The organism is Shewanella sp. Shew256 (genome assembly GCF_002196695.1).
GTDB lineage: Bacteria > Pseudomonadota > Gammaproteobacteria > Enterobacterales > Shewanellaceae > Shewanella > Shewanella mangrovisoli.
Window position 1 is genome coordinate 152,892 of sequence record NZ_NAJR01000010.1, and the last position, 15,949, is coordinate 168,840.

The following is a 15,949-nucleotide window of genomic DNA, read 5'->3' on the forward strand; positions in this document are numbered from 1 at the left end:
TAGTTGGATTACTTTGATGGAGAATGCAGCGTGAGCACGGTAATTTCCGCAGGTACGCCTAAGCGGATAGGAAAGCCATTCCACAATGCCGTGCCGTTGCTGACATATAAGGTCATGTCGCCCAGTTGAAATTGACCTGACATAAATCCCTGATTAAAGCCACTCAGCAGTAAATCGAGCCCTTTGATCATGCCGCCATGGGTCTGCCCAGATAGCTGCAGCGAAACACCATGCTCTGAAGACATCAGGGCGTTAATCGGCTGATGTTTCAGTAAAACGGTTGGCAAGGTGTGGTCAATGTTGCTTAATGCTTGAGTCAAATCGGGGGGCGGCAGCCCAAATGCCGCTGCCGCTTCATCGGTAACACCGGCCAAATTAATACCCACCGTGGGTATGGTGATGGAGCTGTTTTGCAGTACGGTCATACCCAACTGCTCAAATCGGTCTGCCCAATGCGCCGCATCAAAGTAGTACTCGTGATTACCTAAGCTGGCGTAGACACCTAATGGCGCGGATAGCAGGCGCAGCGGCGCTACTTCATTGGTTCTATGCTCGACGGTTCCGTCAATCAAGTCGCCAGTGATCACAATTAAATCTGGCTGCAATGCATTGGTCTTACTGACTACGGTGTCAACCCAAGGGCGGTTAAACAACTGACTAATGTGTAAATCAGTCAGTTGCACCATCCTGATACCGTCGTATTGTGGTGCCAGATTTGGCAAAGTGACGCTGAGTTCTTTTACCTTTGGCACCCGCAATGCCTGCTGCACGCCTGTTACAGTCAATACCGTTGCCACCATACTTAACGTCAGCGCATACCCGCGGCCACAGAGCGTCAAGCGACGGCGCATGCACAACAGCCAAAGCAGTTTCAGCGCATCACTAACAACCATTAGCATCAGCAACAGCACAAAAAAGCAGAACAGCCCTGCGGCTATCACGATCAGTAACCGTGGCATTTCAGGCGAAAACATATTGCCAAACGCCAATTTGAGCAGCAGGTGATATTGCGATACCAACAGCAGCACAATCGCGATTGTTGTTTTAACGGACATTCTCAGTGGCAAAGGCCACACAAAGCGCCACAACAGATAGAGGTAGCCGACAGTAATCGCTAAATGAAACATGAAGTGGACTCTTTCAACTAGGGTTAAAAATTTTCATTGATAATTTACACTAAATAATTAAGAGTATTATTTAGACTTTTTACATCACCTTTTGAATTTAACTCAACAATAGAGCGCTGTGCTATGCCAACACTGCCAACCAGTAACTTGTCTCGTGCAGATCTTGCCGACCTGAATGCATTTCTTATCGTCGCTAATCAAAAGAGTTTTTCTAAAGCTGCTATCGAGCTGGGTATTACCACCTCAGCGTTGAGTCACTCGATTCGTAACCTAGAAGCGCGGCTTGGCGTCAAGTTGCTGAACCGCACGACCAGAACTGTTTCGACGACAGATGCGGGCAAGACATTGGTAAGACGTCTCACGGTAGGATTTGAGGAAATTGGCGCAGCATTAGCGGAAGTGGATCAATTCAGAGACAAGCCAACCGGACGTTTGCGGATTAACGTACTGAGCGATGGCGCTCGTTTGTTGATGACGAAATATCTCCCTAAATTCCTAGAAGCGTATCCCGAAATGTCTGTCGAAGTGGCTGTGGATGATCGCATCATTGATATTGTCGAGGCCGGGTTTGACGCGGGCTTTCGTTATGGAGGAACCATTCCAGAAGATTTGATTGCACTGCGTGTCAGTGATCGGCTCAGATGGGTGGCAGTAGCCTCGCCCAAATACCTCAACCATTCACCGAAAATTGATGTTCCTGAGGATCTCAAACAGCATAACTGCATCCAACTACGTACTGGCTTTGGTGTAATTTATCAGTGGGATTTTCAGAAAAATGGTCAACGTTGTGCCATTGATGTACCAGGCCAACTTTGTGTCAATGAAACCGCTATTGGTATTGATATGGCACTCGCTGGCAGAGGCATCATGTACTGTTTGGAAGATCGCATTAGACCTTATTTGGATAGTGGCACTCTACAAATTGTATTACCTGATTGGGCGCCAGTAGAAGAGCCGTTTTATCTCTATTATCCGGGCAGTAGACAAATACCGCCAGGTTTGAAAGAGTTGATTGATATCTTAAGAGCTGACTCTAAAACGTGGAAAAGATGAACACCTGTCATTACAAAAATTAGGCTAGTTTCGCCCTATGCTGAGTTACTTCTTCAAGGTGCGAAAAACGGAAAGGACAGAAACCAGTTAGTACAAATTTTGCATTAACTGGTCATTCAGCAAATCGAGGGACAAAAGTGTGATATAACCTTTGCTCTAACTCGTGTAAGGACTTTTACCAGTTCCTTACCCGTGGTTTTGCTGAAAGCCAATCAGCATAGGAAACCAGCGCCAAATTTCCATTTAAGAAAAACATTTACGATCTTCAATAAGGATGTGCTGTGAAATGACCTCGTACATGAAAAAGTATGAGAGCTCACTACCTCTTAAATCATCGTCCTTATAACGTTGGTACAATTCCTTTATCTCGTTGGTTAAGTGTCTATGAAGCATTTGGTGATGTCGGTATTCAGTATCATCTCTCATTTGGAAAATCGACTCTTCGTCCTTAAAATGCTGTTCAACATCCGAAATTAATGAGTCGACTAATGAGTAAATCTGACTTTTGGGACTGTTATCTAATATTGCCTGGTACAGTATATTTGCATTTTCAAAGAGTGCTCGGTGTTGAGAATCAATTAAAGCGTTACCCGTTTCATAAGCACTACGCCAAACCAGTTGAATCAAATTTGTCTTAGTTAAGCCTTTTTGTACTTCATCCTTCGGAAAATATTCGCTTTTGACACAATTACGGCCAGCTGCCTTCGCTCGGTATAGCGCTTTATCCGCACGTTCCAGCCATGAATTCCAAGTGTCATTAAGGTGACTGGTAGAAAAACCCGCACTCGTTGTAATCCGCAAACCATGGTTAAATTCATGATTTTCTACAGCCCCTCTTATTCGTTCAGCCAAAGATGTTGCATGGGTAAATCCAGTGTTGGGTAAAAGTACTGCAAACTCTTCTCCCCCCCAACGGGCTAGAATATCGGTCGTGCGAATTGATCTTTGCACAACTGCACAGAACTCTTTCAAAATCAAATCACCAGTTACATGGCCAAACTTATCATTAATTTGTTTGAAATTATCTAAGTCCAGCATGATTAATGAGATCGGATGTCCAAAACGCTCAAACTTCGCCAATTCGAGTAAAGCCTGCTCTTCAAGTCGAACACGATTCCAAATACCTGTTAGCCGATCTGTCATAGCAATCATCCTGAAGTGATAATCGGCACGCTCTTTATTCATCATAACAAAACCATTTGTCATCAAAATAAGTGTTATAAAGACACCTAGAAACGTTAGTACTTGGCTGGGGGTTTGATGCAACATACTCGTAATAGCGTCAGGATTGAATATTACACTTGCGACTCTGATGGCTAATACAATAATGGTGACTGTCAATCCGATGACCATCAAATATTTGCCTCGGCCAACAATCTTGTGCTGACGGTCTAACAAAATGAGTAAAATATAAAAGCTTTGAGTGGCAAAAATCACACCACTCACAATGATCCGCGCACTAATGTTATCCATTAGAAAACAGAAAATCACACCTAAAAGTTGAGGTGGAGCAAAGATCCATTTGCGAGATATTCTACGCTCCTGAAAAGCGCCTATGGCAGCAAGAAAAAATGAGTAACTAGCTGAAAGTATAATGTTCGCAAGTAACACCGATATCAAATTAGGTATGTCATCTCTGAAAAAAAACAAAACGTATGTCAACGTTTGTAAAAATAACCCAACAGTCCATAGCAATAATTCCCTATCTTGTTTTGCGCGGGTAACCCAGCCAACGGATAAGGCCAGTGTTCCGCTAACCGTAATAATCATTAAAAAAACAGTCGGGATGTGAATGGTCATATGGTCCTTTATATTTTTGTTCGAAAACCAAATTATCAACTATTTTGTAGAAGTGTCCCAACAACTGAAATGCGTCAGCTATCTCAGAATAATAACTTAATACGACTTGTCGTAGCACGTTCCAGAACTGTTGGTTGTGTGGCTTACTCATTCCCATACCAAATGGTTCAGCAAAGAGTGATATAGAATTTTGAATTGGCTTATCGACTTAATAGCGTCCATATGTGTTAAACGAAAATGAGAAACATTGATGACAGCCAACTCGAGTACCCGTTAAGTACATGCGCAGGCAATTCTGAATGCTTACCATCACTATGGGGTTAACCGACATTATAACGCGATTGCTAAAGTGGCTAAAGGGGATTCGTTGAGGAAAATAAGCAACCTCTTTCTTTATTGCACAATTCATTGCAGTCTTAGCATCAATGAAGAGTTATTGAAGTAGACCATTGCCGAGGTGCTACAGTAAAAGATGTAATACATCCATTACGTGGCAATAAGCGTGGCAAGCCAATTAGCCTAAGCGAATGACCTACCTATATCGGTATTTTGCTCGTAGTTATTGTATTGATGTTAGAGAACGGGCTTTAAGACTAAGGCTTATCTATTTGTTTTTATTGCAAATAATTATAAACAAAGCCAGTGCTTAACTAATAACGTCAAATCGCAATGGGCAAAATTGTTTAGTTCCATTACACGCTCTGGAGAACGAAATCATGATAGATACTTTGCTCTAACTCTTCAGTTTCGGATTAAAATTTCTATGGATTTAAGTTTAAAGCCGGGTGTTACCCGTCGACTGCCTTCGCTTAATATACGCTTTTGCATTTGCTTTTTTCATGGCTACCACTTGTTTTTAGGCGCACGTCTTGTACCGTTGGGTTGGCATTCGCAAGTGTGACATAAACCTCTGCAACCATAACGGGGCCTGCACAATAGTCAACTTCTAACGTAACCAATGAGAATTTTAGTTGTTTCAGCTTGCTTTCTAATTCTGCTGAATTAAGTTCCTCATCCGAGATGTTGATTGAATAGCCGCTCTCCTTCACAAAAATTTTGACTGACTCATCCGCAAATACTGTGCCGCTAATTATCAAAATAAAAATTAAAGTCAGAATGTAACGCATGAATCCCTCGAAAATGTATGACACTAGCACTACAAAAGTAACTGCATTACGCAACCGTGAAGCGAACTGCAAACCTAAAATGCAACTCGTGCCCCTACTTAGACACTTTGCTGCTGGAACAGGATAGAGCCGCCCTTTCCCTGCTCGATCCTATATACTTCCTAGATACGGCCCTAGTTTACGATTTTAAACTAGGAGTAGCAGCATGGATATTCACGAGCAACAACGCTTTAATTTAGATCGACTAGGTCATCATTCTGTGTGATAAAGTTAGACAGGAATACCCTCAGGGCTTAGCTGCCTAGTATATTAGATGAAAATTCCCAGCCTCTAAAGCAGACAAGACAATTAAAGGTTTTGATACGACTATTTATCAATTGGCAGACAGACTGAAAATATTCGTTGTACTCAACAACAAAGAATCTAAGTGATGAATCCTCCAAATTAGTCTAACCCATCAAAGGTTTGTTGCAAGTTGAGGATCTTAACCACAAGCCTACAACTTCCGCATTTCACTCATAGCTGTCTGTGAGATTAAGTAACAATTTATTCATCTCAACGGTAAAATCAGGTATGAACTAGTACACATAAAGTCCATAAATTGTTATGGACTTTATATTCTTCTAAACCACATTGAGATCTGTTCAATCCCTTAGTTTATATTAGTAAGTTGAATATTTTTAATTTCCATTCTACCTTGTCCTTTATGTTGAAAGCCGATAAACCCTTGTGAGAGTTGGCTATCTTTTAAAGTAGATGTTACTTTGCCGTTGAGCTCGACTTCAATGATGTCGCCGTTTAGAGTCAACTTATAATGGTTCCATTGATTGATGGTGTCTTGCACATTTGTCACGGCTTGACGGTCAACTATCCCACCTGTACGAAATTGTTCCTTTTTGCTCTTATCCCAAATATTTGCTTCGTAACAGGTATTTGCTTTGATGTTATTAATATCTACACAACGCAAATATACGCCAGCATTCACTTCATCGCTGGGTTTAAAATCCAGTTCAAGTACGAAATTTCCATAGTCAGCCAGAGTGACAAGATAGCTTTCCCCTTCCCCTTGGCTTATGAGCACACCTTCTTTTTGCGCCCATGAGGTTCCTGGCCTCACTTCCACCAATTTAAGGGCGGTTACTCCAGAATCAGCAGGCATAGTAAAGCTTTGCTCGGCGGCAATGCCGTTAGCACTGGCAGTACTCATTAAGCTACTCGCTGTTACAGTGAGCGCCGCTAACACAGTTAATGCAGTTTTCATTTAGGCTCCTTGTTAGGCCGCAGGCGAAAGTCCATAGGGCTTTCGCCTGCGCTACCTAAGGATTAATAGTGACACGTCTTACATTCGCGCTCTGCTGTTTTGCCATTATGGCAAGCCCAGCAGAATGCGCCGTTATTGTGGTCTTTCATGGTAAAGCTGTAACGCTGCGTCTCGAACAGGGCCTTGCCATCTACCGTACTGTGGCAGTCCTGACAGGTATAAAAGCCGCCTCGAGCATGGGTCTCGTAGGAGAACACCACCGCGCCCTTACCACCACCGCCATAGTGCCTGTCCTGCTCCGAGGGCGTTGCCTGTACTTGCGGTAACACCCACATTGAGGCAACCACAGCGGCTAAACCGAATCGAAATGCTGTGGTGATATTCATTAAACCTCCCGAATAAGGATGGATGGGTCGACGTTGTTCACATCCGCAGTGCCAGTCAGTACCATGCTAGATTCAAGCTCGCCTTGGAAGCGTTTGAACAGCATCTCAACCCCAGTCGCGCCGCCGCCTAAACTTGCGCGCAGCATAGGACGACCGACTAATACCGCTTGAGCGCCCAGCGCCAGCGCCTTGAGCACATCACCACCATCACGCACACCAGAATCGACGAGGATTGCCATCTTATGGCCGCGCTCACGCACCGCTTTCACAATCGCTGGCAACACATGCATAGTCGCAGGCGTTGAGCTCAGTACGCGGCCGCCGTGGTTTGAAACCACAATCGCGCCGCAGCCCGCTTCGGCGCACATCAGCGCTTCTTCCACTGTCATCACGCCCTTGGCCATAAACGGGATCTTGGCGTATTTGACGATTTCTTTGAGTTTGGCTAAATCTTTTGGCTCAACGGTTTTGCCCGGCAGTGCACGCGCGGCGCGGCCTGCAGAGTCGATATCGATGGCAAAGAAAGGCGCGCCCGCTTCTTGTACCGCATCGATACGCTCGAAGATTTCCTGTTGAGTACGGGGTTTAATTTGCGCAATCGCGCGGCCTTTAAATTCTTTGACCACTTCTAAACGGCGTTTGTAGGTTTCTAATGGATCGCCAATACCGTCCGCCGCCCAACCTAAACAGCCCGCTTTGGCCGCGCCTTCAATAATGCCGCGGGCGTATTTTTCCTCGGTCATCACTTCGCCATCGAAGGCTAATTTGTTGGCCGCGCCCATGTTATAGGTTAAGCCGCCGGTGATCCCGGTCAGGATTGGCATGGCTAATTTCACGCCCAGTAATTCGGTTTCCATTTTCGGTTTTGTGACATTGTGCAGGCTACGCATATTCAGGCTCATGCCCTCAAACGCTTCGATGTTACGTACGAAACTTTGGCGCATGCCGCCCATACCCGGAACCGACTCACCGCAAGGGCCTTTACCGTTACAGCGGCCTGCGCCCGCTAAGTCACACGCAGCGCAGGTATCTAAAATTTTGCGGGCATTACTGAGCACATCTTTTAAGTTTTTAGGATCTTTAATGTAACCAGCAACGGCTTTTGGCGCTTCTGTGGTAGTTGCCGCCGCGGCAACTACAGAGGCGTTCGCCGCATTGGCAGAAGATGATGCCGACATCGCTAAGGTGCCCGCAGCAGCGGCCAGTACGGCGCCCTTGGTTAAAAATTCACGGCGATTTTGGTCTAAGTGTTTATCCATCTTGATGTCCCCTACGTTCCTACTGATAATTTTTATGCGACTCGATTGTTAGAGTGCTCAGCTGTTTTGCTCACGGGACTCAATTTACGCCGCGCTATTTCTTAAGGGGTAACATGCAAAGCCAAAATTTAGCGATAGATCCCTTCGCCTAAAAATGTTTGATGCACGCACGCCCGATTATGCATTTTTGCATAACCGCGGATTATTTAGCCGCCAAAAAACAAAATTCACATTAATTTTCAATACAATAAAAACTCTCGATAGAAATCTATCAACAAATTAAATGTGAAATGATTAGCAGAAAAATGCCTACAGACTGCCAATGCGCGGAAACTGGGCTTATGGTTAGCGCCAAAGACAAGGCGGGATGGTGATAATTTTGGTGAATGATTGGCAATATTTACGGACATGGGGATTGGGAATAGGTTTACTCTTCGCCCAAGTCTTGACCCCAAGTCTTGCGGTTCAAAGCGCAGCTGAAAACATCAGCACGCCTCAACCTGCGCCGCAGGAACTCACCTTTAATGTCCACAGCAACACACCACCGTTTGAATGGCAAAACGAGGCCGGAGAAGAAACTGGCTTTAACATCGAATTGGCGCGCCAGATCGCACAAAAGCTGCAATATGACCTCACGATAAAACGTCAAACCCTAGATAAAACCCTGCAAAGCGTAACGCAGAAAGCAAGGCAGCTCGCCGTAATCGATGTGCCCGCTGGGGCAAACCTTGACCTCAATCGCGCCCTGCCGCTGCTGCCGACTTATATCAGTGCCTACAATCGCCGCACCGAAGGCAATGCCGACTCGTGGCTGGCGCTTAAAAAAAAACGCGTCGCCGTGAAACAAGGCTCGTCGATGGATATGTATCTTAAGGCCAATCCGCAGGATTTTATCCTTGTCCCCGTTGTCACCAATGAGCAGGGATTTGAGCAGTTATCTGCAGGGAAGGTGGATTTTGTACTGGCCGAATTTTACTGCGCACGGCGACTATTACCGCTGTTCCCTATGACCAAAACCGCGGGTAATCCATTACTCTTTAGTCAGTTTTATTTAATTATGTCAGATAAAGACCCCGTATTTGCCAAAGCGGTTACTGAGGTCTTAAAGCAGCGCTATCACGGCGGTTATTTCGATGATTTACTCTACAAATGGGTCGGCTTTGGTAAAGAAAAAATTGAGCTAGGACAAGTACGTAAAGACTTGTTTCAAGGCACTTTGATCGCAGCAATTATCTCCAGCATTGGGCTACTCATTACCCTTTACATCAGCCTAGTGCTTAGACAAAAAACCAAGTCATTGAGGCAAGAACTGTTGCAGCGTAAGCGGGCCGAAGCCGAAATTAACCGCGTATCGGCGCAGTTTCATTCGGTGCTTGATGGCCTGCCCTACGGCGTAATGTTATTGGATAAACAGCAACAGACCCTTTGGCAAAACGGCAAATATCATTGGATATTAAAGCCCGATACGCTCGCGCAGGCCCATCCAAAGGTGGATCTCACACAATTGATTTCCTCGGGATTTAGCGGCGAAGACTCACAGCAGGTCGAATTTTCCCTCGACCATAAACGCTGGAAATTCAGCCTGCATTTAATTTCAGACAATATGCTCGCCCTGTTTGTAGAAGATTTTACCGAATCCTTCGAACTTAAACAGGCGAGTGAGTTATCGACCCGCTTAGCCTCCCTTGGGGAACTCACAACGGGAATTGCCCATGAGATCAACAATCCCGTCGGGTTAATCACCCAATCCATAAGCCTAATGCAGGATATTATCGACGATCTTAAGCGGGCATCGCTCGCTGCCAGCACGCAGCAGCTACAACAGGGATTGGAGGAACTAAATTTTACCAGCCAATCGGTGCAGGAATCTGCCGAGCGCATCGGCAGTATTATCCACGATCTTAAGCATTTCTCCCGCCATGGGCTTAGCAATGTCAAACCACTCGCGCTCAATCAAATTGTTGAAACGGCGCTGCGCTTAACCCATAACAATGTCAAACGCTTGTCCTTACAGCTCGCGCTTGCGCCTAATCTACCTGCAATTAAGGGCGATGAACTGCAGCTGCAGTTGGTACTGATCAATCTTATTCAAAATGCCTGTCTGGCGATGGATAAACCCGAGGGGTTGCTGACCATCGAAACCGGAGTGGAAGCGGGACAAGTCTACCTTAAGGTGATTGATAATGGTTGCGGTATGCAGCCCCATATTCAGTCGCGGATCCGCGAACCGTTTTTCACCACTCGGCGCGAACAGGGCGGCACAGGGCTTGGACTCTCAACCACCAACAAAATTCTGGTCGAACACGGCGCCCAGTGGCTTATCCACTCCCAGCCCAATATCGGCACCGAAATGAAAATCCTCTTAGGAATGAGCAATGAAGCTTAGTCGAAATATACTGCTCGTCGATGACGAAACCCGCTGGTTACGCACCATAGATATGCTACTTAATCGGCATATTCCCGAGGCCAAGACCTACACCTGTGAGAACAGCCGTCAGGCACTGCAATTGATCAATGATCTAGATATCGCGCTAGTGCTGCTCGACCTGAATATGCCCGTACTCGATGGTCGGCAGCTGCTAAGGGACATCCGCGAGCAAGCCCCCTATGTCAGGATCATTATCCTCACGGGCCTCAATGAGACCGAAATTGCCGTCGAGTGCATGAAACAAGGTGCCTACGATTTTATTACTAAGACCAGCTCCACCGACCAGCTACTGCTCTGTGTAAGGCGCGCCATGGAAGTCATTGGACTGGAGCGGCGCTATCATCAAGTTAAGGACGGTTTCTTTAACCGTATGGATCTCAGTGCATTCAATCAGATACTCACCACGGATATCAAAATGCACGACTGCTTTAACTTCGCCGCGACCTTGCAAGACAGTCGCGAGCCGATGTTACTCGAAGGAGAAATGGGCACGGGCAAACACGTATTTGCCCAGGCACTGCAACAACTGGTGAGCCCTGAACTACCATTGCCAGAAGTGTCACTCGCCGATTTATCGATGCAAATGCTGGAGCAAAAACTGTTTGGCAGCGCCAATCAAGTGGGACTACTGGATATGGCAGGCACGGGCTTTTTATTGCTGGATAATCTTGAGCTCGCAAGCTTCGAAGTCCAAAGGTTGTTCAGCCAACTGTGCCAACGCAAACGCTATTTTCCCCAAGGTTCACTGCGAGAAACCGCCCTGAAATGCCGTTTGCTGTTTAGCACCACAAGCTCATTGGAACAGCTAGAGCAGCAAGGATTTTCCCACGGCTTACTTTATTGCCTGCTACCGCAGCGGCTAAAGTTGCCGCCGCTTCGCGAGCGCACTGCCGATATCGGCCTGTTATTACAGCATTTTACAGAACTTGCCTGCCAAGAGTTGGGTAAAGACTACCTCGCCCTGCCCCATGACCTAGCCCGGCTCTTAGAAACTTACCCTTTCCCCGGTAATATTGCCGAATTAAGGGCGCTCACCTTTACCGCCGTTGGGATAAGTCATGGCCAAGAACTCGCACTCGCGCCCTTTTTTAGGGTGTTAGAACAACCGCAACTCACGCCCCCAATAGAGCGGATGACCTTCCCAGCTATTCTGCCTACGATCAGCGAAACAACGCAGCAGTTGATCCATGAGGCGCTTATCCGCACCAATAACAACCAAAGCGCGGCAGCTAAATTACTTGGGATCACCCAAAGTGCTTTAAGTCGACGATTAAGCAAACAGTGAATGGCCATCGCGAATGCAGCATTTGCATCATTTCTCATTTGGGTACAATTAAAAGGTGTCTAGGAAATCGTTGGCGATTCAAAAAGTTTCAATTGTAATATACGTTAACATGCAGAATGCGCATGATTACGCCTATTCTTTGATGTGTCAGAGCAAACTATAGTAAAACGCGATCTAGATGCTGTTATGCACTTAAAACTGTATGACTAGTAACATCACTTACATCAGCACAACGCTGATAGATAAACTTATAGGAGTAATCAAGGCACTTTATTGTGACTGAATCAAGAATAACAGTGTCCAGAGCTATTGCAGCACTGGTAGATGTTCTACACAACTAAATCAGCACACTTTCTAAAGGAACCTTAGTTGTACTAGCTCAGACCTTATCCATACTCTACTCGCAACAAATACTATAAACTGGTCACAACCCACTAATTTATTGGACATTTTTGCTAACTAAACGCTGTGGAAATCGAATGGCAATTCAATCTGTAGCATACATACATCTGTGAGATGTGTGCTCTACATCGCTCCATGGCGAAAATTTTTTAGCTAATATGCCTGACGAATTTTTCCAATAGAAGCAGCTCTGCCATGTTATATCGGCAATATGTTAAACCTAATATCCCGCTAGTACAGATAATGTTCGTATCAATTATCGTCATATCTTTTTCGTTACAAAATCAATTTGGCGGTCAGCTTTTTACTCACTTTATAGTCACACAGCAATTTATAAGCGAAATAGCCCCCAGCGCGATCTTAATTTGTACACTGTTAGGAGTTAGTCATTATCTCATTAACCAAAAGCTGAATTACTCGTTTAACAAATCCCATTTGAAGCTAAATCAAAAAATATTTGGCTTGTCTTTCCTATTAGGCTGTTCAAACTTATTACTATTTTTGAAAGCGGAAAGACTTAAACTCTCGCTGCGTGATCGCTACATGATTTTGTTGATAAGTCTTAGTTCGGCGGGAGGTATCAGCTGCATCTCACTGTCGGCTTTAGGCATACCTGTATATCAACTCCTACTGGCTAGCTTAGCTTTACCCCTTGCCATTATCATTCTTACCATTCCCTTCAATTTGATAAAGCCAGATTATTCAATCGATTATATCGGAGATACTATCCAATCTCGACCGGAGCCAAAAGGTTTATCCACTTACCTTATCCAATATTTAGTCGGTGCTAGTAAACTGACTGCAAATAAATCTATTACCATTATGTTCTTTGAAGCCCTCAAAGGTTCGGTACATAAGTTTAATATCGATTGGAGCTCTCTTACCTATTACCCCCATTTATTCATGAAGGATTTGGGCTTCACCGCTCAGGCTGCGGACGTTATCACTCAGGCATGGATTGCGAAAACCCTTGCAAATAGGGAGGTCGCACTGATTGATGTTACTAATGCGGGGATTTATGACGAGCTAACACTGATACAACAAATGCTGGTCCTTTCTTTGCTTATCAATATTGCCAGTGTAAGTGCTTTTATTGTTATTGGCTTGAATATATTAGCTTTATTCGGCAAGCAAGCGATGCAATACCTCAAAATCCTGCCAATTGTTTTTGTCATAGTTACTCTTCTCCCCATTATTCCTGTGATTATCTATGCCCTGTTTCCACATTAACTGATGGCCTTAGCTTCCATAGCAAATTTACGGTTACTTGGTTAATTACCTAAAACGTTAACGCTATATCACTCATCATTCACTGTAATGACGGCTCTGCCGTTAATAATGGACATTCTGTAGCATTAACTCCCCTTACGATCCAAGAGTCAGCCAGAACTTGGTGCTTTCAAAAGGGGAAATTAATTTTGTAACTAGCTTTAAATCACACCTTACTCCTATCGCCTCTTAATTAGCGTTAACACATTTATTTTGTTGATCAAAGTTACACTTCCACGAATTTCTCAACACAATTCTCACACCTCATAATATGTCATTGCTCACATTGGTAATACATCATACATTTGAGCGTGTGTTAGTTAAAAAATGCCTCATGTACCTAGAAAGGTTGAGTTAATGAATCATTTATCCTTAGTAGCTCTGCTGGTCAAACTGCATTTTCGTGATGCTCTGTAAAATCATCACGAAAGTGCAGTTGAACCTCTTGAGCAACTACACCAATACAGGACAAACCATATCACTTTACGGCCAGCTCCATTACAACACCACCAAAGTGAATTGGAGAGTTACTTTGGGTTGGCCAAGTAAGTATTAAAGGCATAAGCATCGATGCCTTCTACGTTGATTAAAACTTTCAAGCAACTGACCAAGTCATTATCAAAGTAACGTCTCAGTCGCCTAAAAGTTTGCCTAAAGCTACTAATTAAAGCGTGTCCCTGCGCATTTTTAGGGGGTATCAACTCCTTTGGGTGCACCTTTTTTTACAAAAAAAATCAGTTAGTAAGTGTTTAAACTATTAAAAATGGAGCTGTACAATGGAAAAAAGACCCCAACTTGTTCCTACAATGGCATTATTCTGTTTGCTACTCAGTGCATGCAGCGATAATGATTCAACACCTCTCACACAACATCTCACCCCCGCCACACCAGCAACTATCAATATTTGCAGTGATATTGCAACCCAATTTAACTTCAAAGACACCGTTATCACCAGTTCTGAAATGGTTTCAGCGGGTAAAGTTGAATACAGTTCAACCGAAAGTTACTCAGCACCTGATCATTGTGTTGTAAAAGGTTATATGAACGAGAGGATTGGTCTGGGGAGTAGCGGTGAGGCTGATACAAAATATGCCATAGGATTTGAAATGCGGTTACCGAAGGATTGGAATGGCCGTTTTTATTATCAGGCAAATGGTGGCCTCGATGGCTCTGTCTCTAAAGCCGTAGGCAGATTAATTTTTGCCGGTGGTGCCGATTCAGCAGCGTTAAATAGTGGTTTTGCAGTTATCAGCTCAGATGCTGGACATCCTAGCCCTGCTCCCCAATTTGGATTTGATCCGCAAGCCCGACTCGATTACGGCTATAACGCTGTAGCCGAATTAACCCCCATGGCAAAAAGTTTAATCAAAATTGCTTATGGTAAACTACCAGATAGATCATACTTTGCAGGTTGCTCAAACGGCGGGCGCCACACCATGATGGCAGCCAGTCGTTATGCAGAAATGTATGATGGTTTTATTGTTGGTAATCCAGGATTACACCTACCAAATGCCGCAGTGAGTCAGCTCTATGGTGCTCAGCAATATTCAACGTTAGTCACATATAATCCTGACGGTTCTGATATTTTAGCGACTTTACAGACTGCCATTACCCAAGAAGAATTCGGCGTTGTTTCACAACAAATTCTTAAACAATGTGACGCATTAGACGGCTTAGCAGACGGTATGGTTAACAATACTTATACTTGCCAAAAGGAATTCGATCTAGATCGCGATGTTCCAACCTGCTCGGAAGGAAGAAACGGCACATGCTTGAGTGCAGAGCAAAAACAAGTGCTTAGCAATATCATGGCTGGACCACATAACAGTCAAACAGGCGAGTCCCTATATATGCAAACTTTCCATATGATGTAGGCATAAGCGCTAATGATTGGTCTTACTGGGAATACTATATGGCACTAAACCGTGATACAGGCTCAGTAGGCTATGTATTTAGTACCCCACCAACTCCATTTGATGATAATGAACAGGCTGCACTAGCGTTTATTCAGTCTACTTCTGTAGATACGTATGCCCAACGTATTCATAACACCACCTCGCTTTATACTGAGTCGGGATATGATTTTATGACGCCACCAGAGGTCACTAAACTTTCTACATTGAAGGCTCGAGGCGCAAAAATGATGGTATTCCACGGTACCTCTGATGCAGTGTTTTCAACAAACGACACCGTAAATTGGTATAAAGAGTTAGATAGCAATCATTCAGGAAAAGCTGCCGAGTTCGCAAAATTATACCTAATCCCAGGAATGGGTCACTGTGGGAAAGGACCTGCAACCGATAAGTTTAATATGGTCGATGCATTAGTAAGCTGGGTAGAGAATGGTGTAACTCCCGCTGAGATCCTAGCTTCTGTGCGTGTGGAAAATACCGAATTGCCTGCTGACTGGTCAAAAACACGGACACGCCCGCTTTGTCCATTCCCTCAAATTGCTAAATACAATGGCACTGGTGATATTGAATATGCAGCAAGCTTCAGTTGTGTAATTTCAGAATAATAGCAACCATCATAAAATGCCACTTAGTGAACAA

At 44.5% G+C, this 15,949-nt stretch carries 12 protein-coding genes; 6 read left to right on the plus strand and 6 right to left on the minus strand.

Annotation, left to right across the window (positions count from 1 at the left end):
- Positions 1-8: 8 nt before the first annotated feature.
- Positions 9-1,127: a metallophosphoesterase gene (locus B5P39_RS17430; RefSeq protein ID WP_088212418.1), complete on the minus strand. Its 1,119-nt coding sequence runs from the start codon at positions 1,125-1,127 to the stop codon at positions 9-11.
- 123 nt (positions 1,128-1,250) lie between these two features.
- Between B5P39_RS17430 and B5P39_RS17435 the strand changes: the two genes are divergently transcribed.
- Entirely contained in the window at positions 1,251-2,180 is a 930-nt protein-coding gene (locus B5P39_RS17435) for a LysR family transcriptional regulator (RefSeq protein WP_088212419.1), read from the plus strand.
- Positions 2,181-2,423: 243 nt separating this feature from the next.
- On the opposite strand, the gene B5P39_RS17440 is transcribed toward B5P39_RS17435, so the two are convergent.
- From B5P39_RS17440 to B5P39_RS17460, 5 genes are all read right to left on the minus strand, one after another.
- Entirely contained in the window at positions 2,424-3,980 is a 1,557-nt protein-coding gene (locus B5P39_RS17440) for a diguanylate cyclase (RefSeq protein ID WP_088212420.1), read from the minus strand.
- A gap of 809 nt (positions 3,981-4,789) precedes the next feature.
- Positions 4,790-5,107: a hypothetical protein gene (locus B5P39_RS17445; protein ID WP_088212421.1), complete on the minus strand. Its 318-nt coding sequence runs from the start codon at positions 5,105-5,107 to the stop codon at positions 4,790-4,792.
- 652 nt (positions 5,108-5,759) lie between these two features.
- Positions 5,760-6,368, minus strand: a complete 609-nt coding sequence (locus B5P39_RS17450; protein WP_088212422.1) for a 3-keto-disaccharide hydrolase — start codon at positions 6,366-6,368, stop codon at positions 5,760-5,762.
- A gap of 62 nt (positions 6,369-6,430) precedes the next feature.
- Positions 6,431-6,754: a c(7)-type cytochrome triheme domain-containing protein gene (locus B5P39_RS17455; RefSeq protein WP_088212423.1), complete on the minus strand. Its 324-nt coding sequence runs from the start codon at positions 6,752-6,754 to the stop codon at positions 6,431-6,433.
- Entirely contained in the window at positions 6,754-8,013 is a 1,260-nt protein-coding gene (locus B5P39_RS17460; protein ID WP_088212424.1) for an alpha-hydroxy-acid oxidizing protein, read from the minus strand. The genes B5P39_RS17455 and B5P39_RS17460 overlap by 1 nt, the downstream gene beginning before the upstream one ends.
- 367 nt (positions 8,014-8,380) lie before the next feature.
- Here B5P39_RS17460 and B5P39_RS17465 point away from each other — a divergent pair, with 367 nt between their 5' ends.
- The 5 genes from B5P39_RS17465 to B5P39_RS25020 all read left to right on the plus strand — a co-directional run bounded on the left by B5P39_RS17465 (position 8,381) and on the right by B5P39_RS25020 (position 15,915).
- The gene (locus B5P39_RS17465; RefSeq protein ID WP_088212425.1) at positions 8,381-10,399 is read left to right on the plus strand and encodes an ATP-binding protein; all 2,019 of its coding nucleotides are present in this window, start codon (positions 8,381-8,383) and stop codon (positions 10,397-10,399) included.
- On the plus strand, positions 10,389-11,726 hold the full coding sequence (locus B5P39_RS17470) for a sigma-54-dependent transcriptional regulator (protein ID WP_088212426.1): 1,338 nt from the start codon (positions 10,389-10,391) through the stop codon (positions 11,724-11,726). Before B5P39_RS17465 ends, B5P39_RS17470 begins: the two co-directional genes overlap by 11 nt.
- A gap of 597 nt (positions 11,727-12,323) precedes the next feature.
- Positions 12,324-13,358, plus strand: a complete 1,035-nt coding sequence (locus B5P39_RS17475) for a hypothetical protein (RefSeq protein WP_088212427.1) — start codon at positions 12,324-12,326, stop codon at positions 13,356-13,358.
- 815 nt (positions 13,359-14,173) lie between these two features.
- Positions 14,174-15,271, plus strand: a complete 1,098-nt coding sequence (locus B5P39_RS25015) for a tannase/feruloyl esterase family alpha/beta hydrolase (protein WP_254915801.1) — start codon at positions 14,174-14,176, stop codon at positions 15,269-15,271.
- Between the two features lie 38 nt (positions 15,272-15,309).
- The gene (locus tag B5P39_RS25020) at positions 15,310-15,915 is read left to right on the plus strand and encodes a tannase/feruloyl esterase family alpha/beta hydrolase (RefSeq protein WP_254915802.1); all 606 of its coding nucleotides are present in this window, start codon (positions 15,310-15,312) and stop codon (positions 15,913-15,915) included.
- The last annotated feature ends 34 nt before the right edge of the window (positions 15,916-15,949 follow it).